The 26,635-nt window shown below is 45.2% G+C and carries 29 protein-coding genes; 22 read left to right on the top strand and 7 right to left on the bottom strand.

Translation table 11 applies throughout. The features are described 5' to 3' along the window. Positions 1 to 504: sodium:proton antiporter NhaD (gene nhaD, locus B2248_RS08725; RefSeq protein ID WP_286722828.1), on the top strand; the 504-nt coding region annotated here is incomplete at its 5' end. A 67-nt stretch (positions 505 to 571) separates the two neighbouring features. Here the strand turns inward: nhaD and B2248_RS08730 are convergent. Further along, positions 572 to 1,264 carry a MaoC family dehydratase gene (locus B2248_RS08730; protein WP_273181215.1) on the bottom strand — a complete coding sequence of 231 codons (693 nt, stop codon included), beginning with the start codon at positions 1,262 to 1,264 and terminating at the stop codon, positions 572 to 574. Positions 1,265 to 1,461: 197 nt separating this feature from the next. On the opposite strand from B2248_RS08730, the gene B2248_RS08735 reads away from it, so the two are divergent. The 19 genes from B2248_RS08735 to B2248_RS08825 all read left to right on the top strand — a co-directional run bounded on the left by B2248_RS08735 (position 1,462) and on the right by B2248_RS08825 (position 17,387). Then, a complete protein-coding gene (locus B2248_RS08735; RefSeq protein ID WP_273181216.1) occupies positions 1,462 to 2,517 on the top strand; it encodes a 3-deoxy-7-phosphoheptulonate synthase in 1,056 nt (351 codons plus the stop codon). 186 nt (positions 2,518 to 2,703) lie between these two features. After that, positions 2,704 to 3,285 (top strand): electron transport complex subunit RsxA, encoded by a 582-nt coding sequence (gene rsxA, locus B2248_RS08740; RefSeq protein ID WP_273181217.1) that lies wholly within the window; start codon positions 2,704 to 2,706, stop codon positions 3,283 to 3,285. A 4-nt stretch (positions 3,286 to 3,289) separates the two neighbouring features. Then, positions 3,290 to 3,850 (top strand): electron transport complex subunit RsxB, encoded by a 561-nt coding sequence (rsxB, locus tag B2248_RS08745; RefSeq protein ID WP_007146376.1) that lies wholly within the window; start codon positions 3,290 to 3,292, stop codon positions 3,848 to 3,850. Continuing rightward, positions 3,847 to 5,367, top strand: a complete 1,521-nt coding sequence (gene rsxC / locus B2248_RS08750) for an electron transport complex subunit RsxC (protein WP_273181218.1) — start codon at positions 3,847 to 3,849, stop codon at positions 5,365 to 5,367. Before rsxB ends, rsxC begins: the two co-directional genes overlap by 4 nt. A 2-nt stretch (positions 5,368 to 5,369) precedes the next feature. After that, entirely contained in the window at positions 5,370 to 6,401 is a 1,032-nt protein-coding gene (gene rsxD, locus B2248_RS08755; protein ID WP_273181219.1) for an electron transport complex subunit RsxD, read from the top strand. Further along, a complete protein-coding gene (rsxG, locus tag B2248_RS08760) occupies positions 6,401 to 7,036 on the top strand; it encodes an electron transport complex subunit RsxG (RefSeq protein ID WP_273181220.1) in 636 nt (211 codons plus the stop codon). The genes rsxD and rsxG overlap by 1 nt, the downstream gene beginning before the upstream one ends. After that, positions 7,033 to 7,719 carry an electron transport complex subunit E gene (locus tag B2248_RS08765; RefSeq protein WP_273181222.1) on the top strand — a complete coding sequence of 229 codons (687 nt, stop codon included), beginning with the start codon at positions 7,033 to 7,035 and terminating at the stop codon, positions 7,717 to 7,719. The genes rsxG and B2248_RS08765 overlap by 4 nt, the downstream gene beginning before the upstream one ends. Before the next feature lies 1 nt (position 7,720). Then, a complete protein-coding gene (gene nth, locus B2248_RS08770; RefSeq protein ID WP_273181223.1) occupies positions 7,721 to 8,377 on the top strand; it encodes an endonuclease III in 657 nt (218 codons plus the stop codon). After that, positions 8,374 to 8,802 (top strand): DUF1841 family protein, encoded by a 429-nt coding sequence (locus tag B2248_RS08775; protein ID WP_273181224.1) that lies wholly within the window; start codon positions 8,374 to 8,376, stop codon positions 8,800 to 8,802. The genes nth and B2248_RS08775 overlap by 4 nt, the downstream gene beginning before the upstream one ends. 66 nt (positions 8,803 to 8,868) lie before the next feature. Next, positions 8,869 to 9,870 (top strand): zinc-binding alcohol dehydrogenase family protein, encoded by a 1,002-nt coding sequence (locus tag B2248_RS08780; protein ID WP_273181226.1) that lies wholly within the window; start codon positions 8,869 to 8,871, stop codon positions 9,868 to 9,870. 82 nt (positions 9,871 to 9,952) lie between these two features. After that, positions 9,953 to 10,429 (top strand): c-type cytochrome, encoded by a 477-nt coding sequence (locus B2248_RS08785; protein WP_273181227.1) that lies wholly within the window; start codon positions 9,953 to 9,955, stop codon positions 10,427 to 10,429. 106 nt (positions 10,430 to 10,535) lie between these two features. Then, the gene (locus B2248_RS08790; protein ID WP_273181229.1) at positions 10,536 to 13,355 is read left to right on the top strand and encodes a monovalent cation/H+ antiporter subunit A; all 2,820 of its coding nucleotides are present in this window, start codon (positions 10,536 to 10,538) and stop codon (positions 13,353 to 13,355) included. Next, a complete protein-coding gene (locus B2248_RS08795; RefSeq protein ID WP_007146386.1) occupies positions 13,356 to 13,727 on the top strand; it encodes a Na+/H+ antiporter subunit C in 372 nt (123 codons plus the stop codon). Further along, positions 13,724 to 15,253 carry a monovalent cation/H+ antiporter subunit D gene (locus tag B2248_RS08800; RefSeq protein WP_273181231.1) on the top strand — a complete coding sequence of 510 codons (1,530 nt, stop codon included), beginning with the start codon at positions 13,724 to 13,726 and terminating at the stop codon, positions 15,251 to 15,253. The genes B2248_RS08795 and B2248_RS08800 overlap by 4 nt, the downstream gene beginning before the upstream one ends. Before the next feature lies 1 nt (position 15,254). Further along, positions 15,255 to 15,743, top strand: coding sequence for a Na+/H+ antiporter subunit E (locus B2248_RS08805; RefSeq protein ID WP_273181233.1), 489 nt, complete (start codon positions 15,255 to 15,257; stop codon positions 15,741 to 15,743). Continuing rightward, on the top strand, positions 15,743 to 16,012 hold the full coding sequence (locus tag B2248_RS08810) for a K+/H+ antiporter subunit F (protein WP_007146389.1): 270 nt from the start codon (positions 15,743 to 15,745) through the stop codon (positions 16,010 to 16,012). The genes B2248_RS08805 and B2248_RS08810 overlap by 1 nt, the downstream gene beginning before the upstream one ends. Before the next feature lie 3 nt (positions 16,013 to 16,015). Beyond that, positions 16,016 to 16,342, top strand: a complete 327-nt coding sequence (locus tag B2248_RS08815; protein ID WP_007146390.1) for a Na+/H+ antiporter subunit G — start codon at positions 16,016 to 16,018, stop codon at positions 16,340 to 16,342. Continuing rightward, the gene (locus B2248_RS08820; RefSeq protein WP_273181236.1) at positions 16,342 to 16,788 is read left to right on the top strand and encodes a YaiI/YqxD family protein; all 447 of its coding nucleotides are present in this window, start codon (positions 16,342 to 16,344) and stop codon (positions 16,786 to 16,788) included. Before B2248_RS08815 ends, B2248_RS08820 begins: the two co-directional genes overlap by 1 nt. A gap of 74 nt (positions 16,789 to 16,862) precedes the next feature. Continuing rightward, positions 16,863 to 17,387 carry a cytochrome b gene (locus tag B2248_RS08825; protein ID WP_007146392.1) on the top strand — a complete coding sequence of 175 codons (525 nt, stop codon included), beginning with the start codon at positions 16,863 to 16,865 and terminating at the stop codon, positions 17,385 to 17,387. Positions 17,388 to 17,419: 32 nt separating this feature from the next. Here the strand turns inward: B2248_RS08825 and rep are convergent, their stop codons facing one another. Both rep and B2248_RS08835 read right to left on the bottom strand, forming a co-directional pair. After that, positions 17,420 to 19,441 (bottom strand): DNA helicase Rep, encoded by a 2,022-nt coding sequence (rep, locus tag B2248_RS08830; RefSeq protein ID WP_007146393.1) that lies wholly within the window; start codon positions 19,439 to 19,441, stop codon positions 17,420 to 17,422. Between the two features lie 69 nt (positions 19,442 to 19,510). After that, the gene (locus B2248_RS08835; protein WP_273181239.1) at positions 19,511 to 21,016 is read right to left on the bottom strand and encodes a YifB family Mg chelatase-like AAA ATPase; all 1,506 of its coding nucleotides are present in this window, start codon (positions 21,014 to 21,016) and stop codon (positions 19,511 to 19,513) included. A gap of 174 nt (positions 21,017 to 21,190) precedes the next feature. Between B2248_RS08835 and B2248_RS08840 the strand changes: the two genes are divergently transcribed. Beyond that, positions 21,191 to 22,354 (top strand): DUF481 domain-containing protein, encoded by a 1,164-nt coding sequence (locus tag B2248_RS08840; protein WP_273181241.1) that lies wholly within the window; start codon positions 21,191 to 21,193, stop codon positions 22,352 to 22,354. A 63-nt stretch (positions 22,355 to 22,417) separates the two neighbouring features. Here B2248_RS08840 and B2248_RS08845 read toward each other — a convergent pair whose 3' ends face one another. From B2248_RS08845 to B2248_RS08855, 3 genes are read right to left on the bottom strand one after another with little or no spacing between them, the layout of a single operon-like run. After that, complete coding sequence (locus B2248_RS08845) at positions 22,418 to 22,732, bottom strand: pyrimidine/purine nucleoside phosphorylase (protein WP_007146396.1); 315 nt, start codon at positions 22,730 to 22,732, stop codon at positions 22,418 to 22,420. Positions 22,733 to 22,743: 11 nt separating this feature from the next. Beyond that, entirely contained in the window at positions 22,744 to 22,989 is a 246-nt protein-coding gene (gene ubiK / locus B2248_RS08850; protein ID WP_007146397.1) for a ubiquinone biosynthesis accessory factor UbiK, read from the bottom strand. A 59-nt stretch (positions 22,990 to 23,048) separates the two neighbouring features. Next, positions 23,049 to 24,494 (bottom strand): helicase HerA-like C-terminal domain-containing protein, encoded by a 1,446-nt coding sequence (locus tag B2248_RS08855; RefSeq protein ID WP_273181243.1) that lies wholly within the window; start codon positions 24,492 to 24,494, stop codon positions 23,049 to 23,051. Between the two features lie 142 nt (positions 24,495 to 24,636). Here B2248_RS08855 and B2248_RS08860 point away from each other — a divergent pair, with 142 nt between their 5' ends. Next, complete coding sequence (locus B2248_RS08860; protein WP_273181244.1) at positions 24,637 to 25,050, top strand: ZapG family protein; 414 nt, start codon at positions 24,637 to 24,639, stop codon at positions 25,048 to 25,050. A 71-nt stretch (positions 25,051 to 25,121) separates the two neighbouring features. Here the strand turns inward: B2248_RS08860 and B2248_RS08865 are convergent, their stop codons facing one another. Beyond that, a complete protein-coding gene (locus B2248_RS08865) occupies positions 25,122 to 26,576 on the bottom strand; it encodes a catalase (RefSeq protein WP_273181245.1) in 1,455 nt (484 codons plus the stop codon). Positions 26,577 to 26,635 lie beyond the last annotated feature (59 nt).

Raw genomic sequence — 26,635 nt, forward strand, 5'->3', positions numbered from 1 at the left:
AATACGACATCAGATGCAGAAGGCTCAGCAGGTGTCAAAGTGGAAGGTTTAGATCGACGCAAACCATTTAATATTTTCCAACAGGTTGAACGAGCAGAATGGGACACGTTGATGTTTTTTTACGGCATCATTCTATGTGTCGGTGGCTTAGGAACAATTGGTTACCTAAACCTTGGTTCACAGCTGATGTATGGGGATTTAGGTCCAACTACCGCGAATATTTTAGTCGGTATTGTCTCAGCGATTGTTGATAACATTCCGGTGATGTTCGCCGTACTGTCAATGAATCCTGATATGAGTCAGGGACAATGGCTGTTAGTAACACTCACGGCTGGTGTCGGTGGCTCTCTGTTATCAATTGGCTCTGCAGCAGGTGTCGCTGTGATGGGTCAAGCCAGAGGCATTTACACATTCTTCTCCCATATCAAGTGGATATGGGCTATTGCTCTGGGTTATGCCGCTAGTATTTATGTTCATCTCTGGCTGAATAGTGCAATGTTCTGATCGAAATTACATATCAGTAAAATAAAAAGGCGGTGATTAAAAACCGCCTTTTTTGTTATTCATATTGTTATTCATATAAGCGTAATAACATTTCTGCAATACACGCTGGTCGCTTACTATTTTCCACTTCAATTGTGACTTCACGCACTAATTCCAAACCACGCCTAAGCGGTGTTACAGCAATAATACGAGTTCGAGCCCGTATGCGCTTGCCTGCTCTGACTGGTGAAGGGAAAACTACTTTATTCATCCCATAATTGACCAGCATTCTGGCTTCAGGGTAATCATTTTTTTCTGGGTTAACGGTATCGGTCAATTTCGGAATCAAGGATAGTGTCAAAAAGCCATGGGCAATAGTTGATTTAAACGGTGATTCATTTTTCGCTTTTTGTGGATCGGTGTGAATCCATTGATGATCGCCGGTGGCCTGTGCAAACTGGTCGATACAAGGTTGATCAACCAGAAACCACTCTCCGATGTAATTTTCAACACCCAGATTCGACTCAATGCGTCTGTGTAAATCGGTAAACTTCTCACTTAACTTAGGAGCCGTTTCGATATCATTGATAACAGGCTCTTCACTATCATGAAAGAAATGGAAGTATTGTGTCCATGGCAGGGAGAAGTTTCGGATATCGGAGACTTTTTTATTAATGGTTTCCGGCCAGCTTTTTAGTGTTGTTTCTACTCGATTCTTTATTTCTGAATTGATTGACTCAAGCTTTTCTTGACCCTGCTTAAATGACTCTACCAGCCGCATAGTTGATCCTTTCTTCCAAACCTTAACGCCATATATTTGACTTATTCCGTAGTCATAAGTTTTTCTGCATATAGTGTGCCACAGGTTCCGAACCCACGTTTGAAGGATCTCATCATTATTTGTTACATGCTTGAGATAGCACAAAACGCCTTCAGCGGTTACAATTCTGTGTTTATTTCATCGATACCATAGATACCATGCTCTACAGCACAGACGATCTGCGAATCACTGGCATTCAAGAAGTGATCCCACCGGCTCAACTTCATGAGGAATTACCCATTACCGATCAGGCATCGGAAACAGTTTTCCATGCTCGTAAAGCGACACAGGATATTTTGCACAAACGCGATGATCGCTTAACAGTCATCGTTGGTCCTTGCTCTATACACGATCCTCTTGCTGCTCGTGAGTATGCCACAAGACTCCAACCTTTAATCGAAGAACTTAAAGATGACTTACAAATCATCATGCGAGTTTATTTTGAAAAACCGCGCTCAGTCGTTGGTTGGAAAGGTTTGATCAACGATCCGTATCTTGATGGCAGCTTCAAGATCAACGATGGACTTCACATCGCCCGCAAGTTACTTCTGGATCTTGCTGAGATGGGAGTACCCTCAGCCACAGAATATCTTGACTTAATCAGTCCACAATATATCGCTGATCTAGTCTCTTGGGGAGCCATTGGCGCCAGAACCACTGAAAGTCAGGCTCATCGTGAACTTGCATCCGGTCTTTCCTGCCCTGTTGGCTTTAAAAATGCGACCGATGGTGGAGTGCAAATTGCTGTCGATGCCTGTCTTTCGGCATCAAAACCTCATCATTTCATGTCGTTGACTAAAGCGGGTCGTTCCGCCATTTTCTCCACTACTGGCAACCCTGACTGTCACATTATCTTACGTGGTGGCCGTGAACCCAATTTTGACAACGACAGTGTTAATGCTGCCGCCGATGTCATTACTCGTTCAGGTCAAGATGTCAGAATCATGATCGACTGTAGTCATGCCAATAGTGGCAAAAATCATATTCAACAAGAAACCGTGTGCCGTGAAGTCGCCAGCCAGATTGCCGCTGGAGAGAAACGAATCATCGGACTAATGTTAGAAAGTAACTTGGTCGCTGGCCGGCAAAATGCCGAGACAGGTAAAGAGTTAGTCTATGGACAAAGTATCACAGATGCTTGTATGGCTTGGGACAACACAGAAGATCTTCTCAGAGAGTTGGCTCAGGCAGTTCGGCAACGTCGAGAACAATAAAGCATATTGATGCGTAACATCATTGTTGATTTGTCTGATAAGTTGCTCACAGATAACGCATTAATATCATTGCTATAGCTTCGATATTCATGCTTTTTAAGCTATAATTACTGATTACCGTTTACAGCCGAAATAAATCCGTGCTGAAATGACAACTAATTCCTGAGAAAATCAGTAGGTTATTAAATGGCAGATTATGCCCTCATACTCATAAGTACGATACTGGTCAATAATATTGTCCTCGTCAAATTCCTGGGACTATGCCCTTTCATGGGGGTGTCACGTAAGCTTGAAACAGCGATGGGAATGGCGCTTGCCACAACCTTTGTGTTGACCCTGTCATCGATCAGTAGCTATCTGATTAATGAATATCTACTTGCTCCATTCGATATTGAATTCCTGCGTACCATCAGTTTTATTTTCGTTATTGCTGTAGTTGTTCAGTTCACTGAGATGGTCGTTCACAAAACAAGTCCTCTGCTTTATCAGGTACTGGGTATTTTCTTACCATTGATTACAACTAACTGTGCCGTACTGGGTGTTGCTTTGCTGAATGTCCAAGAAAAACATGGATTTATTGAATCAGCGCTGTATGGTTTTGGGGCGGCTTTAGGTTTTTCAATGGTGTTGATAATTTTCGCGGGTATGCGTGAACGTCTTGCTGCAGCCGATGTGCCTGTTCCTTTCCAAGGTGCTGCTATCGGGCTTATTACCGCAGGTCTGATGTCTATGGCCTTTATGGGTTTTACCGGACTGGTGAAAGGATAAGCCCATGTTGACTGCAGTAATTGCTTTAACGCTTCTGGCGTTGATTCTCGGTTTGCTATTAGGCTTTGCATCGGTCAAATTCAAAGTTGAAGGCGATCCAATTGTCGACCAGATCGATAAAATTCTTCCTCAAACTCAATGTGGTCAATGTAGTTTTGCTGGTTGCCGGCCTTATGCTGAAGCCATTGCTGCCGGTGAAGTGGATATTAACCGTTGCCCGCCTGGTGGCGAATCCACCATTCAAGCGCTTGCCGATCTATTGGATGTTGAACCAAAACCACTTGATGAAGAATGTGGCGTCGAAAAACCCAAAATGCTTGCGGTGATTGATGAACAACGTTGTATTGGCTGTACTTTATGTATTCAAGCCTGCCCTGTCGATGCGATTTTGGGTGCAGCAAAACATATGCACACGGTTATCGCCGATGAGTGTACGGGTTGTGAACTATGCTTAGAGCCTTGTCCGGTGGATTGTATTGATATGGTTGAAATGACACCTAATCCCAATACCTGGCGCTGGCCAGATCCTTCTCACGTCCAACTGGAGCGTGGAGAAAGAATATGACAAAAACCTTAGGTTCTTTTCCAGGTGGCTTGAAATTACCCGGTCATAAAAAGCGGTCAACGCAAACACCTATCCGTAAAACACCTTTAGCTAAAAGGCTGACCTTACCGCTGCAACAGCATATTGGTAGTGCCGCCATTCCTATTGTCGAAGTGGGTGACAAGGTGCTTAAAGGTCAGCAAATTGCTCGCGCCGATGGTCATGTTTCGGTCTGTTTACATGCGCCAAGTTCAGGCACCATTATCGCTATTGAAGATCAGCCTATTCCGCATCCATCAGGTCTGACAGCACCCTGCATCACCATCGAAACAGATGGGGAAGATTGCTGGGTAGAACGTCATCCGGTAAAAGACTACCGCTCACTTTCTGCCCATGAGATTCGTCAAATTGTACGCGATGCTGGCATTGTGGGACTTGGCGGCGCGGGATTCCCTAGCTTTATCAAGCTCAACCCCGGCGTGCACCATACCGTCGAAACACTTCTACTGAATGGGGCAGAATGTGAGCCTTATATCAGCTGCGATGACATGCTGATGCGTGAACGGGCTGACGGCATTATAGATGGCGTCGAAATCATGCAATATGCACTTCGGGCTCGCGAAGTCATCCTGGCGATAGAAGATAATAAACCGCAAGCCATTTCAGCGATGGAACTGGCTTTGGCATCTCGACCACATTTGCAAAATACCCGGCTCGTTGTTGTTCCAACACGCTATCCAACCGGTGGTGAAAAGCAGCTTATTCAAGTGGTAACGGGTAAAGAAGTCCCCAGCAATGGTTTGCCTATCGATTTAGGTATTGTTAGCCACAATATGGGAACGGCTTATGCGGTGGGTCGTGCTATTCACCACGGTGAACCTTTAATTTCAAGAATCGTGACGGTCACCGGTAAAGATGTGACCCATGCCGGTAACTTTGAAACCCTGTTCGGTACCCCTATCTCAGAAGTTTTAGCTTACGCCGAAACGAAACGGGAACCGGATGAAGCCTTTATTCTTGGTGGGCCGATGATGGGCTTTAGCTTGTCAGGTGATAACCTGCCAGTGACAAAAACAGCAAACTGTATTCTTGCTGGTGTAGATGATGCTGCTCCGGCACAAGAACCCTTGCCATGCATTCGTTGTGGAGATTGTGCAAGTGCTTGCCCTGCCAGCTTACTGCCTCAGCAACTCTATTGGCATTCACGCGCAAAAGATTTTGACCAGACCCGCGATTACAATTTATTCGATTGTATTGAGTGTGGCTGCTGTGATTATGTCTGCCCAAGTAAAATTCCGCTTGTTTCTTATTTCCGCTTTGCTAAAACAGAGATTATGAATCAGGAGCGTGAGCGTAAGAAATCAGATCTTGCCCGAGATCGCTTTGAAACTCGTCAGGCACGGTTAGAACGTGAACAACGCGAGAAAGAAGAACGTCAACGTCAGCGTAAAGCCGCTCTAGCAGCCTCAAAAGCCAAAAAAGAACAACAAGAAAAGACTGCAGAAACGGCTGACGCGGATAATAAGGAGACAGAGTAAAAATGGCGATATTCCGAATGAGTCCGCCATTTTTGGCAGGCACTAACCGCGTCACCATGCAAATGCTGCAAGTCATCTTTGCGATGATTCCAGCGATAGCCGCTATGGTCTATTTTTTTGGCCCAGCGGTTTTAATCAATATAAGTTTAGCGCTGACTGTAGCATTATTAGCGGAAGCCATTTTATTAAAGCTTCGCAAACGTCCTGTTAAACCGTTTATTACGGATGGTAGTGCTGCCGTTACCGCCATACTGCTGGCCGTAGCTATCCCGCCACTGTCGCCATGGTGGCTAACCGTGACTGGCGTTTTGTTTGCGATCGTGTTTGCCAAACACCTATATGGTGGCCTGGGGTATAACCCGTTTAATCCGGCGATGATAGGTTATGTACTGTTACTGGTCTCCTTCCCCCTTGAAATGACAACTTGGTTACCTGTTGAATCACTGACAGATACTCCCCTTGACCTACATTCCGCCTTTCAATTGATTTTTTATGGTCAGACCAATGTCGGTTGGGTTGCTGATACCGTGTCCGGTGCCACGCCACTGGATACGATGAAAACCCAGATAGGACAATCGATTGCACCCGCTTATATTGTGAATCAGAACCTGTTTGGCAGTTTAGGTGGACTTGGCTGGGAATGGATCAATATCTGGTTTGCAGTTGGTGGGCTCTATCTTCTATACCGTCGCGTTATCAGCTGGCATGTGCCTGTTGCCATGATTGGTACGATGTTTGTGTTGAGCGGCGTTACCTATTTATTCGCACCAGAAATAACGGGTTCCCCCCTGTTTCATTTGATGAGCGGTGGCACCATGATTGGCGCTTTCTTTATTGCCACTGATCCTGTCTCCGGTTCCACCACAGTGAAAGGTCGATTAGTATTCGGCGCTGGGGTTGGAGCGTTGACCTACATTATTCGTGTCTGGGGTGGTTATCCTGATGGTGTTGCTTTTGCTGTTTTATTAATGAATATGCTGGCACCCTTGATCGATTATTACACACAACCCAAAGTCTACGGGGCCACGAAATAATGGCTGATTTCAAAAAACATGTATTAAGAGTAGGCGCCGTTCTTGGTCTTTTTGCTATCGTGGCGACAACCATGGTGGCTTTTACAGAGCAAAATACTCGTCAGCAAATCAAGGAAAATGAACGCCAGGCATTATTGGATGCGATAAACACCTTAATACCGCATGAGCAATACGATAATGCTATTTTGCAAGACACTCTAGCACTGCCTAAAACCGAAGAGCTGGGTACGGAAGAAACTACACAAGTGTACCGTGCCCGTAAACAGAACCAGCCGGTGGCGGTTGTGCTGACCGTTGTTGCACCTAATGGTTACTCAGGTCGAATTAAAATGTTAGTGGGGATTTATAACGATGGTACTCTGGCTGGTGTCCGTGTTATTAATCACAAAGAAACACCGGGACTAGGTGATAAAATTGATGCCAGTCGTTCAAACTGGATTAAACAGTTTGAAGGTTTGTCATTAGAAAACCCTTCATCAGCGAAATGGAAAGTCAAAAAAGATGGCGGGGCTTTTGATCAATTTACCGGGGCCACCATTACTCCAAGGGCTGTCGTCAGAGCTGTTAAAGCCTCACTGGAATATTTTAAAAATCATCGTGAAGCATTATTTGCCCAAAATGAGGAAAAATCATGAATCCTTATTACCAAATAGTTAAAGAAGGCTTGTGGAAGAATAATCCGGCGCTGGTACAGTTGCTGGGCTTATGTCCCCTTCTTGCCGTCACCAACACTGTCATCAACGGTTTAGGATTAGGCTTAGCGACGATATTAACCTTGGTTGCCTCCAACGGTTTTATCTCTTTATTGAGAAATCAGATTCCTGATGAAGCGCGACTCCCCGTGTTTGTGATGATCATTGCCTCGATTGTGACCGTTATCGAATTATCAATGAATGCCTGGTTTCATGATCTGTACTTAATCCTGGGTATTTTTATTCCGTTAATCGTGACGAATTGTTCGATTATTGGTCGGGCTGAGGCTTTCGCTGCCAGAAATTCTGTGGGTCCAGCCCTGCTTGATGGCTTAATGATGGGCTTAGGATTCACCGCAGTATTAGTTGTACTGGGTGGCATGCGTGAACTTATCGGCCAGGGCACCCTTTTCTCTCAGGCAGAGTTGATGTTTGGTGATGTAGCGAAAAATTTCAGTATTACGGTGATTGATGATTACCGTGGTTTTTTACTAGCCTTATTACCACCCGGTGCATTTATTGGTTTGGGATTAATCGTCGCATTAAAAAACGTGATTGATGCCAGACTCAGTAAACGACAAACAGTCCAAGTAGAAGCTTCGGCTGAAGTAGCAACGAGTAGCTAAAATGAATCAGGCTCAACGGCGTGATTTTTTTGCCACGCTAAAAGCACACAATCCGGCGCCCACCACTGAACTCAATTATTCTTCGCCTTTTGAGTTATTGATTGCGGTTATTTTGTCTGCTCAGGCCACCGATGTGGGTGTCAATAAGGCAACCGACAAACTCTACCCCGTCGCCAATACCCCCGAAAAAATTCTGGCCCTCGGCGTTGACGGTTTAAAGCAGTACATAAAAACTATTGGTTTATTCAATAGCAAAGCCGAAAATGTCATTAAAACCTGCAAAAGACTGATTGAGCAGCATGACAGCCAGGTACCTGAAGATCGGGAAGCACTTGAAGCCTTGCCTGGCGTCGGCAGAAAAACTGCTAATGTCATTCTGAATACCGTTTTTAAACACCCAGTTATTGCCGTCGATACACATATCTTCCGACTCTCCAACAGAACCGGTCTGGCAAAAGGTAAAACCGTTAAAGCCGTTGAAGACAAGCTGATGAAAGTCGTGCCCAAAGAATATCTGTTAGATGCGCATCACTGGCTCATTCTGCATGGTCGCTATGTTTGTCTCGCACGTAAACCAAAATGTGATACCTGTTGCGTTACTCAATACTGTGACTATTATCGCGATCAGCAACGTCGTCAGTCACGCTCAGTGTCATGATGTTTGGACAAAACAGACAAGAAATCAGACAAGTCTATTTTGATGTCTGGGCAAAAAGTCACTCAGGACAGCCCTTATCTGAGCTTGAGAAACACATCGCTCATATCATAGAACTACACCCAGAATATCACCCCTTATTTAACCAGCCAGAAAATATCCATCAGGACTACTTTGTGGAAGCAGGTGATACCAATCCATACCTACATATGGGATTACATCTGGCATTGCATGAGCAAATCCAAACGGACAGGCCCACTGGTATTCGTGAAGTTTATCGGCAATTACTGGTTATCAAACAGGATCAGCACCACTGTGACCATCTGATGATGGACTGTCTGGCTGAGTCCATATGGCAAGCACAACGAGATGGTATTCCACCATCAGAAGAAACCTATCTAAACGCGCTTAAACAATTATTGTCATAAAATCAGATCAACTTAATTCTCTCTCTCAGTTCATCAATGTCTTAATGCATCACGGAGAATAGCAATATGAAAGCCTACGGATTTTTTCAAGCCAATGGACAAGCACAACTCATCGAACGCGAAACACCAACAGCAAAAGGCCGCGACCTGTTGATTAAAATTGATGCGATTGCCGTCAACCCGGTGGATACAAAAATAAAAGCCAGTCTGGGTGATGGGGTTGAGCAAGCCAGAATCATTGGCTGGGACGCATGTGGCACTGTTATCGATACAGGCAGTGAGTGCGATTTATTCCAAACCGGTGATAAAGTCTTCTACTCAGGAGATGTCACCCGTGAGGGCTGTTATGCTTCTCACCAGTTAGTGGATGAACGTATTGTTGGTAAAGCGCCCAAGAACTTAAGTGCAGAACAAGCAGCAGCAATGCCACTCACCAGTATTACCGCCTGGGAAGCTTTATTTTCAAGAATGCGGATCCGGGCTGATCTGGATAAAGGCAAAACCATCCTGATTGTTGGCGGTGCCGGTGGCGTGGGCTCAATTGCGATTCAACTTGCTAAACAGGTAGGCCAGCTCAATGTGGTTGCTACAGCTTCACGTCAGGAATCCATCGACTGGTGTTACGAGCTGGGCGCAGATCATGTGATTAATCACCAGCAATTAAGCGAACATTATTCAACATTAAATATTCCGGCTCCTGATTATATTTTATGTCTGGCTGACACCGATCCCTATTACGAAGAGTTAACTGACCTAATAGCCCCTCAAGGTCTGATTTGTTTTGTTGTCACCAGCCAGCAGCATCACAATATTGATAAATTAAAAAATAAAAGTGCAGGGATCGTATGGGAGTTTATGTTTGCCAGACCGATGTACCACACAGCCGATATGATCGAGCAACACCATCTCCTCAATAAAGTCTCAGAAATGCTTGATAATAAAATACTCAAATGTACTCACAAACACACATTGGGGCCGATTTCTACCAGCAATATTGAGCAAGCTCATCAATTATTATTGACGGGTAGAACGATAGGGAAAATAAGCCTTTCTGCTATAGAGGACTAATCCTTTCTGCCGCTTTTCGTAGCGCAGCGTGTTCGTTAACCGTATAATCATCGCCATTATTTAAAATCAGCAGAGGTTAGTAATGAATAAGAAATCTGGTCAATTTTTTATCGGTAGTATCGTCACCATATTGGCACTTTACAGTTTAGTGTTAGTCATCCTGAATAACTCCCTCGAATTAGGAAAAGACGCTACAGCCCCTGCCAGTATGGAAGAAGATGCTGTTGCTGAGCGCATCAAACCTGTTGCTGAAGTTAACATCGGTGAACCACCTGCAGTACAAGCCCCCGCCGCTGAAGAAGAATCTGACACTGCTGGTGGACCCGGTCAACAAATCGTGACACAGGTTTGTGCGGCATGTCACGGCGCTGGATTAATGGGCTCGCCAAAAATCGGTAATGCTGCAGACTGGGCACCACGTATTGAAAAAGGTATGGATACTTTGCACAAACATGCTATTGAAGGTTTCAATATGATGCCGGCAAAAGGCGGTCGTGCCGACCTGAGTGACGAGGCTGTCATGGCAGCTGTTGATTATATGGTGTCACAATCAAAATAACCTTTGGCCATTAATGAATAAAAAAAGCACTGTCGAGCACTGCTCGACAGTGCTTTTTCATGTATAAATACAGTAAACGAGCATCCGTTAGATAACAGGAAAATCAATGAATTTATTGACGTTCAACTTACCTTTAGTTGCTCTGATACCTTTTCTAGGCGCACCGATTGCCGCATGGGCTGCTAGGTTCAATCGTGTCGCTTCAGCTTGGGTCGCGGGTGCTGTCACCTTTTTATCCCTGCTGACATTAATGCCAGCTGTGCATATTCCTTTTAATAATGAAAGCTTAATTCAAAGCTGGTCATGGCTACCTACGCTCGGATTAGATTTTGCATTCCGTCTTGATGGCCTCTCTCTACTGTTTAGCTTTTTGATCTTACTGATTGGCCTACTGGTCATCTTGTATGCACGCTATTATTTATCGGCTCAGGACTCCATGGGCCGTTTTTTTGCCTATTTACTTATGTTTATGGGCTCAATGTTAGGCATTGTGCTATCAGAAAACTTAATTCAGCTGGTCATTTTCTGGGAATTAACCTCGCTTACTTCATTTTTATTGATTAGCTATTGGCAATACAGTCAGGATGCACGTGATGGCGCCCGCATGGCGCTGACGATCACTGGTGCTGGTGGTTTGGCTATGCTGGCTGGTGTGTTAATGATTGGCAATATGGTCGGTAGTTTTAATCTGACCGATGTCTTAGCCTCAGGCGACTTGATTCGTCAAAATGAACATTACCTGACAGCCTTAGTTTTGATTCTGTTAGGGGTCTTTACCAAATCAGCACAGTTCCCATTTCATTTCTGGTTGCCACATGCCATGGCGGCCCCTACACCTGTATCAGCCTATTTACACTCCGCCACCATGGTCAAAGCCGGTATTTTTATTCTGGCAAGACTGTTTCCAGTACTGTCAGGTACTGAAGCGTGGGGTTGGCTGGTAGGTGGTGCCGGTATGATAACGATGGTACTAGGTGCTTACACGGCCCTTTTCAAACACGATCTAAAAGGCCTTTTAGCTTATTCAACCATAAGTCATCTGGGCTTGATTACCCTGTTATTTGGCTTTAGTACCAAACTGGCTGCTGTCGCCGCGATTTTCCATATTATTAATCACGCTACCTTTAAAGCGTCATTATTCATGGTGGCAGGTATTATTGATCATGAGTGTGGCACGCGTGATATGCGTAGAGTTAACGGCTTATTAAAATATATGCCGCACACTGCCGTACTGGCGATGATTGCAGCCTCTGCCATGGCAGGTGTACCACTGTTGAACGGCTTTCTCAGTAAAGAAATGTTTTTTCAACAGGCATTAACGGCTACGGACCACCATACATTAAGCTGGGCCATCCCCATTATTGTAACCTTTGGTGCTGTGTTCTCAGTCGCTTACTCACTGCGTTTTATCCACGACGTCTTCTTTAATGGTGAACCTCAGGGATTAACTAAAACACCGCATGAGCCCCCTCGCTTTATGAGAATACCTGTCGATATTCTGGTACTGCTTTGTCTTGGGGTAGGAATGATGCCCGTATTAATCGTCGCCCCTATTTTGACTGTGGCTGTGGCAGCTAGTCTGCAAGGGGTACCGCCGGACTACAGTCTGGCCATCTGGCATGGCTTTAATATTCCGCTATTGATGAGTTTTATTGCTTTGGTTTTCGGCGCGATTGTTTATTTCTACCGTGAAAAATTATTCCGTTGGCATGATACAAACCTACCCCGTCTGGATGCGAAAACACTATTCAACCGGGTCACACATGGTTTATTAGTATCGAGCGGTAAAATCAGTCGTCTATTCGATCGTGGTTCCTTACAAAATGCCATCAGCTGGGTATTGTTATCCGGTGTCGCTGCGACCTTATATGGCTTTTTACAATTTGATAGTCCACTGTTTGGTGACAGAAACTTACTGGATGCTAACCTGCTCACCATGATCCAAGTTGGCATTCTGGTTGTGGCGAGCATTCTAACGGCTGTGATGCACCATAACCGACTGGTAGCACTCATTATTATCGGTGTTATTGGTTTGATCGTATCTTTGGGTTTTGTGAAATTCTCAGCACCTGATTTAGCCTTAACTCAGTTATCAGTCGAAGTTGTCACCATTGTGCTTCTTTTATTGGCTCTGTTTTTCTTGCCTCAGCACAGTCCTCAGGAAAGAAGTCATAAACGCCTGACCCGTGATTTGGTTTTATCTGTTTCTGCCGGTGTCACGGTGATGTTATTAGCTATGGCGGTAATGACGCGTGACTACAGTACCATTTCAGGTTTCTTCCTTGAGAACAGTAAACCGGGAGGCGGTGGTACGAATGTGGTCAATGTCATTCTGGTCGATTTCCGTGGCTTTGATACATTAGGTGAAATCGTGGTACTGGCGCTTGCTGGCCTGGGTATTTTTGCTTTACTGGAAAACCTGAAACTTCCAGCACCACTACGTGATATAGACGGTCGTGAATCGAGCCATGATCCCCATCCTCCCATCATGCAAACACTGACCAGACTGCTGTTCCCATTAATGTTAATGGTGGCGGTGTTTATTTTCCTGCGTGGTCATAATTTGCCAGGGGGTGGCTTTATCGCAGGCTTAATCGCTGCTGTGGCTTTGATTTCACAATATCTTGCTAACGGTATAGCCTGGACCAATGCCAGAATTAAAGTGGATATGCATAAGGTGATTGCTGTCGGATTAACCGCTGCCTTTGTCACTGGTTTGGCCGCTATGTTCTTGTCTTACCCATTCCTGACCACCACCTTCACATATTTGACGTGGCCGATTGTCGGTAAATTTGAAATCGCCAGCGCCATGGTCTTTGACTTGGGGGTATTCCTCGTTGTGGTCGGCGCCACTGTCCTCATTCTGGTCGAACTGGGTAAGCTCAGTCATGCATCACACAGTTTAGCTCAACAGGAGAAAAAATAGATGGAGTGGTTAGTCGCCATCGCGATAGGTGTCATGACATCATGTGGTGTCTACCTTGTGCTTCGTGCCCGTACCTTTCCTCTGGTACTCGGGTTAACACTAATTTCCTATGCCGTTAATGTATTTTTATTTGTCATGGGCCGCTTACAGATTGGCGAAGCCGCCATTATTTCTGCTGAAACAACAAAATATACCGATCCACTACCTCAGGCACTGGTATTAACCGCGATTGTGATTGCCTTTGGTATGACGGCGTTTCTTATCGTTCTGGCTTTAAAAGCACGTAGCGAATTGGGTAATGACCATGTCGATGGCATGAGTTATGTGGCTGAGGAACAAGAGAAGAAAACAGCTGGAGGCCAATCAAAATGATACTGTCTCAGCTTCCTATCCTACTCATTCTATTACCTTTAGTAGGCGGCATATTGACCTTATTTGCCCGCCCTAAAGGAATAGTCTTACAACGCCTACTCAGTCTGTTTTTTACTGCTGCCCTGCTGTTACTGAGTATTTATACGGTCTCCATTGCTAATAGTGGTGGCTATTCTGTTTATTTACTGGGTAACTGGACAGCACCGTTTGGCATTGTGATGGTACTGGATAAACTGTCAGCCCTGATGGTATTGCTGACGTCTATTCTGGCTGTTGTTGCCCTCGCTTATGCCATCAGCCAGAATACCGACAAAAATGGGCAACACTTTCATGTCTTATATCAAATACAACTGTTTGGATTAAACGGGGCTTTTCTGACAGGTGATTTATTTAATCTGTTTGTCTTCTTTGAAGTATTGTTATTAGCTTCTTATGGTTTATTGCTGCATGGCGGCGGTCGTCTGCGAACCAAAGACGGACTGCACTATGTAGTGATTAATTTGGTCGGTTCCAGCTTGTTTTTGTTTGCGGTTGGTACGTTATACGGCATTTTGGGTACACTCAATATTGCCGATATGTCGACACATATCGCTCAATTGGATTCGATGGACCAGGGTATTGTCGCAGCAGCTGGCCTGCTGCTTCTGGTGGTATTTGGCATCAAGGCGGCCATATTCCCACTCTATTTATGGCTGCCCGGAGCCTACGCAAATACGTCAGCTGCGGTAGCCGCTTTATTTGCCATTATGACCAAAGTAGGTTTATACGCCATTATTCGGGTTCACGGCACCTTATTTTCAGAGCAAGCAGGCGCTTTAGCTGGGCTGCATGCCGATGTGGTATTAACGCTTGGGCTGGTGACATTGGCTATGGCCGTTTTGGGTGTATATGCCGCTCGTTCATTAAAAGAACAAACAGCTTTTCTGATTCTCGCCTCGGTAGCCACTTTATTAATCGGTATCGGTATTAACACCACGGATGCTATGGCTGCGACTTTGTACTACCTCATTCATTCCACGCTGATTGGTGCTGGCTTATTCCTATTGGCAGACATCATAGCCAGAGCAAGAGGCTCGTATTCAGATAGATTGCGGGCGGGCGCCCCTATCAAACAGGCTATTTTCCTGGGTTCTATCTTTTTCATTACCACGATTGCCATTGTCGGCATGCCACCGTTATCAGGTTTTATTGGCAAAGTCATGATTTTGGAAGCCGCGATGAGTAGTGCTTTCAGTACCTGGATTTATGCCGTTATTCTGGTGGGCAGTTTATTGATGATTATGGCAATGGCGCGCTCCGGCTCGATTTTGTTTTATCAGGTAGACAGCTCTCTGGATAACGATGGTGAGAAGTTAAATCTTCGTGCCACGGCTATGGCATTAATTTTAGTGTTCGCCAGTCCTGTCTTAGTCATCGCTGCCGGCCCCATCTCTGAATTTACCCAAAGCGTGGCTTCACAACTCAGCAATCATCAAAGCTATATCAATGCGGTGATGAGCCAGCCAGCCTATCAGGGAGGAAAATAAGATGTGGCGTAAATGCTTTCCTCATCCTTTTCTGACCCTAGCGTTATGGGTCATCTGGTTATTACTGAACAATACCCTTTCTGCTGGTCAGATGATTTTGGGAGGACTTCTCGCGATCTTTATTCCATGGTTTAGTGCCGGATTTTGGGAAGAACGCATTAGTGTCCGTCGACCATGGCTAATGGTGAAGTTTTTTGCCTCCGTGCTCTGGCAAATCATTATTGCCAATATTCATGTCGCGCGCTTAATTCTGATGTCTTCAGACAGACTGAGACCAGGCTTTGTTGAAATCCCCCTGGATTTAACCTCACCGCTAGCTATCAGTATTCTTGCCAATACTATTTCTCTGACACCTGGCACGGTCACCTGTGACTTGTCTCAAGATCAGAAAAGCCTGTTGATTCATGCCTTACATATTGATGATGCCCAAAGCACCATTGATGAAATCAAACAGCTCTTTGAAAAACCGTTAAAGGAGATTTTCAACTAATGCTGAATATCGCCATCATTACTGCCTGTGTTATGGTCTGTACAGCTCTTTTATTGAGCCTGTATCGTCTTCTTATCGGTCCTAGCGTGCCAGATAGAATCCTGGCTCTGGATACGCTTTATATCAATTCTATTGCGCTGCTTATCCTGCTGGGCATTTTTCTGCGAAGTAATCTTTATTATGAAGCCGCCTTGCTGATTGCCCTAATGGGCTTTATGGGCACACTCGCTCTCAGTAAATATCTGCTTCGCGGCGACATTATGGAATAAACCATGTTAGAAATTTTATTATCTATTCTGATTATTCTGGGTGGTTTTTTCACACTGGTTGGCTCATTAGGTTTGTTTAAGCTACCTGATTTTTATATGCGTTTACATGGGCCCACCAAAGCCAGCACACTCGGCGTTGGTGCAGTGCTGGTCGCTTCGGCTATTCATTTCAGTGTGAAAACAGGTGATATCAGCCTGCATGAAATCCTTGTCACCTTATTCTTATTTATCACAGCCCCGGTCAGCGCACATTTGATGGCAAAGGCAGCACTTCATATCAAAGTCAGACAAGAAAAACGTACACTCAATAAATCTGATCAGGAGCAGTAATGCATATCTGGGTCGATGCAGACGCCTGTCCGGCTGTTATCAAAGAAATCCTGATTCGGGCATCAAGACGCACCTCGCTACCACTTACCTTTATTGCTAACCACGCTATTAAGGTACCGGCAGATAACCAGATCCAGTTTATTCAGGTCGCCTCCGGTTTTGATATGGCCGACAATGAAATTGCCAGCCGTGTCCAGACGAAAGACTTAGTCATTACGGCTGATATTCCACTTGCCAATGATGTCATCGACCGCGGTGGCATCTGTCTCAGCCCCCGTGGTGAGTTAATGGATAAAAGTAATATTGCCGCCCGTCTCACCATGCGTAATTTTATGGATACCATGCGTTCAAGTGGTGTGGATACCGGCGGTCAAAACGCATTTAATCATCGTGACAGAATGCAATTTGCCAACCAGCTAGACAAAATTATTCAATCGTCTCTTTAACAAAAAAACCGAATAATCGGAACATCCCTATTGATAATTCTGTCCTAGCGATGGTTTTCACAAAGGAGAGAGAAATGATAAATGATTCAATAGACCGTTACGGAAGTATCACCCGTTTTTTCCACTGGTTAGTGGCTGTTCTGGTTTTCCAGCAATTCTTCAAATTTGCTGACCGGATTAACGATGGTAAACATTGGCTGGGGGATACATTCGGTCCCTATCATGTCTCGATAGGTGCAATCATTATGATTCTCGCCATATTGCGTTTGTTATGGAGCATGAAACAAAAAAACCAACGGCCGATTATTGAAGGTGCCAACAGTAAACTGGTAAAAACGGTTCATGGCATCATGTACTTCTGCCTGATTGCCATGCCACCGCTCGGCGCACTCTATATTCATGGTCATGGTTATCCGGTGAAAGTATTTGGTCAGGTACTCATCGAAAAGCCAGCTGATAAAGTACAGTGGGCACATGACATCGGCGAGTTACACTCAATATTAGCTATCGTACTTGCCATTTTGGTGGTTGGTCATATTGGTGCCGCCCTTTATCACCACTTTATTCGAAAAGACGATACCCTGCGTCGTATGGCATAAAATAAAAAGCCCGGTTTGAAACCGGGCTTTTTTTATTTCAGCATCTGACGGATATTCGATAAGTGGGCTTTACCGCGCTCTTTGCGTTCTTCCGGATCCGCCTGTGTTTTTTCAGACATCCAGATCAGATCATCAGACGGTAGTTCACGAAGAAAACGACTTTCCTCACACTCCATCTTTTCGCCATAGCGTTTACGCGTATTGGCCATAGTCATGACCAGACTGCGTTGGGCTCGGGTAATGCCGACATAGGTCAGGCGGCGCTCTTCCTCAATGGTGCCTTCTTCGATGCTGGTGCGATGAGGCAGAATTTCTTCTTCCATGCCAATCATAAATACATGAGGAAACTCCAGACCTTTTGCTGCATGTAAGGTCATCAAGTGCACGGCGTCGGCCTGATTTTCGTCTTCCTGACGATCCAGAATATCCATCAATGTCAGTCTGGCTGCAATATCACCAATACTTTTCTCTTCTGTGTCGTTTTCGATAATACGTTCGATCCAGCTCAGTAACTCAAGCACATTATCCATGCGGCGTTCGGCTTTGTTTGGATCACCACTGGTTTCTTCCAACCAGCCGCGATATTCGATTTCTTCCACCATATCGCGAATGGCGCTCATTAAATCACCACGTTTTGCCCGGTCAGCAATATCGACTAGCCAATTAGCAAAATGCGTCAGGTTGATAATGGCTTTTTCAGGCAGCTTTTCTGCCAGGCCCATCTCAAAGCAGGCACCGAACAAGCTGGTCTTACGTTCAGAAGCATAATTACCCAGAGCTTGTAATGTACTTGAACCTATACCACGACGCGGGGTGTTAATGACCCGCAGAAAGGCATTGTCATCATCCTGATTGGCCAGCAGGCGCAGATAGGCCATGATGTCTTTGACTTCAATCCGTGAGAAAAACGACGTCCCGCCCGTTAGAAAATAAGGCACATTATGTTCACGTAATACACGTTCAATCGGTCTGGACTGATGATTACTACGATAAAGAATCGCGTAATCCTTGAAATTCGCCTGATGTTTCAGCTTGTGATAAAGCAGCTCAGAGACGACTTTTTCCGACTCATGATCATCATCACGACAACCAATAACCCGAATCGGATCGCCCTCACCTAACGCACTCCATAATTGCTTCTCGAACACATGGGGATTATTACGAATCAAGGTATTCGCGACACGCAGAATACGGCTCATGGAACGATAATTCTGTTCCAGTTTAATCAGCTTCAAACGCGGATAATCGGTCTGTAACTGCGCCAGATTTTCTGGCCTTGCACCACGCCATGAATACACCGACTGGTCATCATCCCCCACCACGGTCAGTGCTTCCCGTATACCGACCAGTTGTTTAACCAGCTCATACTGACAGCCATTGGTGTCCTGATACTCATCCACCAACAGATAGTGAATACGTGCCTGCCACTTTTTTAAAACATCATCATGTTCACGGAATAACACCACGGGTTTGAGGATCAGATCATCAAAATCAACCGCGTTGTATGCCTGCAAAGCAGCGGTATAAAGCGGGTACACTTTCGCCGCAGCCATCTGGGTACCGGCTTCGGCAATTTGCATCGCTTTCTCAGGCAGAATCAGCTGGTTTTTCCATTCTGAAATTTGCCACTGCACTTGCTCAGCGTGTTCACTATCGGCAGCAAAATCACGCCCCATCAGATCACGTAAAACCGCCAGACTGTCTTGCGCATCAAAAATAGAAAATCCACTGCGATAGCCCAGCGATTTATATTCACGGCGCAGAATATTTAATCCCAAGGTATGAAAAGTCGACACCATCAAACCACGTGCTGCCGCCGAATTTTGGCGACTGGCCATGAGTTCAGAAACCCGGGTTTTCATTTCACGTGCGGCTTTATTGGTGAAAGTCACCGCAGCGATATTTTTTGCAGAAATGCCACATTGCTCGATCAAATAAGCAATTTTTCGGGTAATAACTCGCGTCTTACCACTACCGGCACCGGCTAAAACGAGAAGAGGTCCATCTATATGACGCGCAGCTTCCTGCTGCTGCGGATTAAGATCATTCAGCATCAACGCCTCTGAAAAACAACATGAACAACCGAGTGTTGCCACTCAGTGATAACGTGAAACATATGGACATTAATAACCTACATCAAGCCGGCGATAGCTGATGGCTTCGCTAAGATGTTCAGTTTGTATTTGACGACTTCCAGCAAGGTCAGCAATCGTTCTGGCGACTTTTAAAATGCGATGATAGGCACGGGCTGATAAGCCCAGACGAATAATCGCTTTTTCTACCAGTTGATAATCTTGTTCAGTCAACAGACAAACTTCCTCTATCTCTTTTTGTTCCAGCAAATTATTCGCTTTACCCTGCCTGTCGAGCTGTCTGTGGCGCGCCTTTTCTACTCGATGGCGAACCTGCTCAGAATGCTCTGCAGTAGCATCAGCCGCTTGATTTCGTAATAAACGTTTATCCACTGCAGGTACCTCGACCAGCATGTCGATTCGGTCCAGTAACGGGCCGGAGACTTTAGCACGATAGCGACGAACTTGCTCTTCTGTACATCGACAACGCGACTCGCCAAGATAGCCGCAAGGGCAAGGGTTCATCGCTGCGACAAGTTGGAAACGCGCTGGAAACTCCGCCTGCTGTGCCGCTCTTGAAACCGAGATTTTGCCAGATTCTATCGGTTCGCGCAGTACTTCCAATACGCGGCGGTCAAACTCGGGCAGTTCATCTAAAAAAAGTACGCCATTATGCGCTAACGATATTTCTCCCGGTCTGGGTTGACTGCCACCGCCCACCAATGCCACGGCTGATGCAGTGTGATGCGGTGACCGAAATGGCCGCTGACGCCATTGAGCCGGATCAAAACCATTCGAGGCGATAGAATGTATTGCGGCTGTTTCCATGGCTTCAGCTTCTGACATGGAAGTTAATATTCCGGGCAGTCGGCTGGCCAGCATCGTTTTGCCGGTTCCTGGTGGTCCACAAAAAAGAAGACTGTGTGAACCTGCAGCTGCAATCTCTAAAGCACGACGCGCATGTGACTGCCCACGAATATCAATCAAATCCGGATACTCAGGTTCAGTTGATATATCATCCGGTATTTCGGCCAGATTCAAAAATTGCTGTCCGTGCAAATGAGCACATACGGCCAGCAAGCTATCCGCACCAAAACACTGACATTGCTCAATTAGCGCCGCTTCACTGGCATTGGCTGAGGGTAAAATCAAAATACGTTTAGCAGCAGAAGTGGCGAGTGCTGTTGGCAAAACACCACGTACAGAACGACACTCTCCGGCCAGACCTAATTCACCAATAAACTCTTTGTCAGCAATCGCTTTTAAGGGAATTTGCCCTGATGCCGCGAGTATTCCTAACGCAATAGGCAAATCAAATCGCCCGCCTTCTTTAGGTAAATCAGCGGGTGCTAAATTAATGGTGATGCGTTGCTGAGGAAAATTAAACTGTGAGTTCAAAATAGCAGAACGAACCCTGTCCTTACTTTCTTTGACTGCGGTTTCAGGCATCCCCACAATCGACAAACTGGGCAAACCATTCGATAAATGCACTTCTATGGTGACTGACTGGGCATGTATACCTGTCACCGCGCGGCTGTAGACCTTAGCGATACTCATATTCCATCCTTGGTTGAGCGTGTTTGAAAAATAATATTAGCCTATCTTTTTTTATATTGTCGTGAAACTTGTCGGATAAATAACGGACGAAAAAAGCGTAGATTTTTACGAAAGCGGTTGCTTATGTTAATTTAGTAGCGCACAACCCATCCAATACAAAACTCCGGAGTTTTTATGCACAAGCCTAGCTTGAGGACTATTTTTTTATTAATTTCAAGCACCTTCACCAATATCGCCATCGCTGACCAAGTCGTTCTGGACGATGGCAGTCTGCTGAAAGGGACTGTCAAACAAGTCGCAAATGGTCAGCTAATCATGGATACCGCCTTCGCCAACGAAGTAACCATTGATTATGCTCGGGTGAATCAAATCACTACTGACAAAAAGTTTTTGGTTGAACTGGAAAGTCGTGATCGTATCGTAGGTAAACTCAGTGTCGATAGTAATGGCCAGTCGCAACTGAGCGATACCGCTTTTGGCTCAGTGAATATCGATCCTAAAAATATAAAAAATGTCTGGGAGACTGATGCTACCAAACCACAAATTCTTGCTGTACAGCAAGAATACCAAGATGAAATAAAAACACTGAAAGCGGACAAAGAAAAAGAAGTCGAAGATCTGAAATCCTCCTATGAAACTGCTCTCACAGCGCTAAGAGAAGAACGTAATCGTTTACGTGATCCCTGGAGCGGCAGCATCGCGATGGGTATCACTGGTGCCTCAGGTAACACCAACCGTTTTGGCGCACATGGTCGGGGTGAATTAAACCGTGAAACTGATCAAGAGCGCATGAATATCTATATGGAAGTTAACTTCCAGAAAGAGGATGGCGAGCAGACAGCCAATCAGAAACTGGCTGGACTTTCACTGGAACGTGATATCAGCGAAATGTGGTTTGCCAGAGGCTCCGCCGACTTTGAAATTGATGATTTTGAAGAGCTGGATTTACGTGCGATCGCCGCAGCGAGTTTAGGTCGCTTTTTCATTCGTGAAGATGATCTGAAATTCAAAGGTTTTGCTGGTCTCGGTTATCGTTTTGAGAGCTACTCAGACGGCACCAATGAAAAAGACCCAACGGGTGTGCTGGGTTACGATGTGAAATACAAAATGAATAGCAAACTGAGTCTATTCCACGACTTCACTTATTACCCCTCATTTAGCAGCCCAGGTAAAAACTACCTGATCGTGACTAACTTTGGTGGCGAAATGCCGATTACGGAAAAAGAAGACTGGAAAGTACGTGCTAGCCTACGTAGCAAATACAACAGTCAGCCAGCACAAGATGCTGAAAGCACAGACACCACCTACCAGATGAATCTGGTGTATGACTGGGACTAATTAAAGTAGTCTGAAATAAAAAAGGCGCCCTGAGGCGCCTTTTTTATTATCGCTGATAGCGTATTAATCTAAATAGCTACAGCAGTAATCGACTAACTCTAAGATCTGGATATCAAATGATGAGTTAGCTGGCACATTGAATGACTCACCAGCGCTTACATCAATCCATTGAGCATCGCCTTTCAGACGATAAGTCAATTTACCGGCCAGAATTTCCATCAATTCTGCTTTTTCTGTACCAAAGGTAAATTCACCCGGCATCATAATGCCTAATGTTTTGTAGCTGCCATCAGCAAATGTCACTTTACGGCTGGTCACATTACCATCGAAATAAACGTTTGCTTCACGTGTGACCGTGACATTAGTAAATTCAGACATATTGTTTTCTCTTATTTAGGTGGGTTTTCTAACTCGGCGACACGATGTTCCAGTGCCTCCAACTTTTCACGGGTACGTAACAACACTTGAGCTTGCACATCAAATTCTTCACGCGTGACCAGATCCAGTTTGGTAAATGTCGCGGTGAGGGCTGCACGGATATTCTTTTCAGCATCTTCCTGCATTTGTACTAAACCTGGTGGTAATGCTTTGCTGATGCTTTGTACAACTTCTTCAATTTTTTTGGTATCAATCATCATTTTTCCCCTTATATCTCAATGACTATTCTACGGCATTTAAAAACAGACTCAATTTGTTATTTTTTGCCTAACAAGGATCCTAAAATACCTCTGACAATTCGCCGACCTAATTGACTGCCAATAGCACGCATCGTACTTTTGGCAAAGGCTTCCAGGACAGTCTCACGCCTTCTTGCCGTTGTTTTTGGCTCGTCCTTGGGCTGGCTCTGTTCAGCCTCCTGAGCTTTTAATGCACGTTCCGCCAGCACTTCATACGCCGACTCCCTATCTAATGTCTTGTCATAGACACCAGCCACCAAAGAAGTCCGTAGCAAGGTCTGCCTTTGCTGTTCAGTAACAGGACCAATCTGACTTTGTGGTGGTTTAATCAGTGTCTGCTGCACGATCTGCGGTCGGCCTTTTTCATCAAGCGTAGACACCAATGCTTCGCCCACTCCTAAACTGGTCAGTGTTTCCCGGGTATCAAACGCCGGATTATCACGGAAAGTCTCTGCTGCTGCCTTTAGGGCTTTTTGATCTTTTACCGTGTAGGCACGCAAGGCGTGTTGAATCCGGTTACCTAATTGTCCAAGCACACTATCCGGGATATCAGTGGGGTTTTGCGTCACGAAATAAACACCGACGCCTTTTGAACGAATCAGTCGAACCACTTGCTCAATTTTATTCAACAGTACTTTGGGCGCGTCATCAAATAACAGATGGGCTTCATCAAAAAACAGTACCAACTTCGGCTTTTCCGGATCACCCACTTCAGGTAATTGCTCAAATAACTCCGATAACAGCCATAATAAAAACGCACTATAAAGATTAGGAGACTGCATCAGACTATCAGCCGCCAGCAAATTAATAACACCGCGCCCCTGCTCATCTGTTTGCAACAGATCATCCAAGTTTAACATCGGCTCACCAAATAACTGGGCAGCGCCTTGCTCCTCAAGCCCTAATAAACGTCGCTGAATCGCGCCCACACTGGCGGAAGAAATATTACCGTACAGCGTTCTGAACTCAGCCGCATTCTCAGCAATAAACTGCAGCATAGCTCGCAGATCTTTTAAATCCAGCACCAACCAGCCGTTATCATCTGCCACCCGGAATACCAGATTTAGAATGCCCTGCTGGGTATCATTCAAATTCATCAAGCGGGATAACAGCAGTGGTCCCATATCAGAAATAGTCGCTCTGAGCGGATGCCCCTGTTTTCCATACACATCCCAGCAAGTGACCGGAAACCCAGTGAAGCCGAAATCTGACAGCCCCATTATTTCTACACGTTCGCTGATTTTCGGATGCGGTTTCCCTGCTTGGCTCACACCCGATAAGTCACCTTTAATATCTGCCGCAAAAACCGGTACACCGATCTGACTAAAGCTTTCCGCCAGCCCTTGTAAAGTGATGGTTTTCCCTGTTCCTGTCGCACCAGCGATCAAACCATGGCGATTGGCCATATTTGGTAATAAGGTCACTGCAGACGTTGACTGGCCTAAAAAGATAGGTGAAACCATGCTGTATCCTTTCTGTTATGGCGGAGATAAATGATGACGATGACTTATTAAATCATAAAATAAACACGATAAAGAAAACGGTTTGTCATGTGCTCTGCCAGTGGCTAGACTAGACCTTATTCACTATCTACTGGAAATAACTATGACCTCAACGGAAATCTGGGCACTCACTATTGTCATCGCTATTATTGCTGCATTAATCGGCTTTGCTGTGGGACGTCGCCAAGCTCCTGGCAGTGATCATCAAATGAAAGAAATCGCTGAGTCATACGACCGCCAACTGGCCGATAAACAAGCCGAACTCGACGCCTACAAACAAAAAGTGCATGCCCACTACGACAAAACAGCCCAAGCCTTCAAAGATATGGCCGGTTCATATAAAGAATTATTTGATCATCTGTCTCATGGTTATGAAGAACTGGGTAACTTTTCAGACCAACGTGTTTTACCAGAACGTGCCGGAGCACTTTTAGATGGGCCAGATACCCACACAGCAAAAGAATCGAACTTTATTCACCCAAACCATAAAGGTGATGAAGACGCTTTAACTCGATAGAAAGTCTTTATCCTCGCATAAAAAAAGCCAGCTTAAAGCTGGCTTTTTTGTTTAACGGAAAGACGGTGTAATCAGGCTTTGCCTAACCCTTTGGCAATACGTTCACCAATATCACTATCAATGTTTTTCCAGTATTCAATCACCCGTGACAATACGGGTTCTTCAACACCATCACTGACATGACCCACCACGTTTGATACCAAACGATCACGTTGTGCATCGTCCATCACTTCACGGACTAAAATGCCGGCCTGACCAAAATCATCATCATCCTCACGTAGGGTATAAGCTTCACGTGTAAATTCACCACTGGCAGCCCAGGTAGTGTCTTCAGGATAGTTTTCTGGATCAGCTTTTGGCCCACCTTTCGAGTTCGGTGCATAAACCGGATCGGTCACATTTTGTACTCGCATCGCACCGTCTTTACTGTAACTATTAACTGGGCACTTAGGCGAATTCACTGGAATCTGTTTATAGTTCACACCTAAGCGATGACGATGAGCATCGGCATAAGAAAACATCCGGCCCAGTAACATCTTGTCAGGACTAATCCCGATACCAGGCACTAAATTACTCGGCTCAAATGCGGCCTGTTCAATCTCAGTATGAAAATCGGTCGGATTACGGTTAAGCGTGAGCTGCCCAACTTCATGTAGTGGATAATCGTCATGAGGCCAGACCTTAGTTAAATCAAATGGATTCAGACGATAGGTTTTAGCCTCTTCAAACGGCATGATCTGCACCTTCATGGTCCAGCTTGGATTATTCCCCTCTTTAATCGCATTAAATAAATCACGTCTGTGATAATCACCATCTTTACCAGCGAGCATGTCAGCGTCATCCTGAGTCAGAAAATCAATGCCCTGATTGGTTTTAAAGTGATATTTCACCCAAAACTTTTCACCCTTATCATTCACCCATAAATAAGTATGACTAGAGTAACCATTCATATTACGCCATGTTTTAGGAATGCCTCTATCACCCATCAACCACGTCACCTGATGAGCTGACTCTGGTGATAAGGTCCAGAAATCCCATTGCATATCATGGTCACGCATCCCATTATCGGCACGGCGCTTTTGTGAGCGAATAAAATGTTGAAACTTGAGTGGGTCGCGAATAAAAAACACCGGTGTATTATTCCCCACCATGTCGTAATTGCCTTCACTCGTGTAAAACTTAATGGAAAAACCACGCGGGTCACGCCATGTATCCGGGCTTCCACGCTCACCCGCCACGCTGGAAAAACGCATCAATGTCTCGGTTTCAGTACCAGGCTGAAACACCGCCGCCTTAGTGAACTGGCTGACATCATGTGTCACTTTAAAGTGACCAAATGCACCAGAGCCCTTAGCATGCGGTTGTCGTTCCGGAATACGTTCACGATTAAAATTGGCCATTTGCTCAATTAAATATAAATCGTGTAGCAAAATTGGCCCATCACGGCCAACGGTTAGCGAATGTTCATCACTGGAAACAGGCATCCCTGAATCAGTCGTTGTGCGATTGTTATCATTCCTGCTCATTTTTTTCTCCTCTCTTAAACCGTATCAAGAACACCTGAAGAACGGATGCAGCGGTGCTG

The sequence above is a fragment of the Methylophaga sp. UBA2012 genome, assembly GCF_002335235.1.
Taxonomy (GTDB): domain Bacteria; phylum Pseudomonadota; class Gammaproteobacteria; order Nitrosococcales; family Methylophagaceae; genus Methylophaga; species Methylophaga thalassica.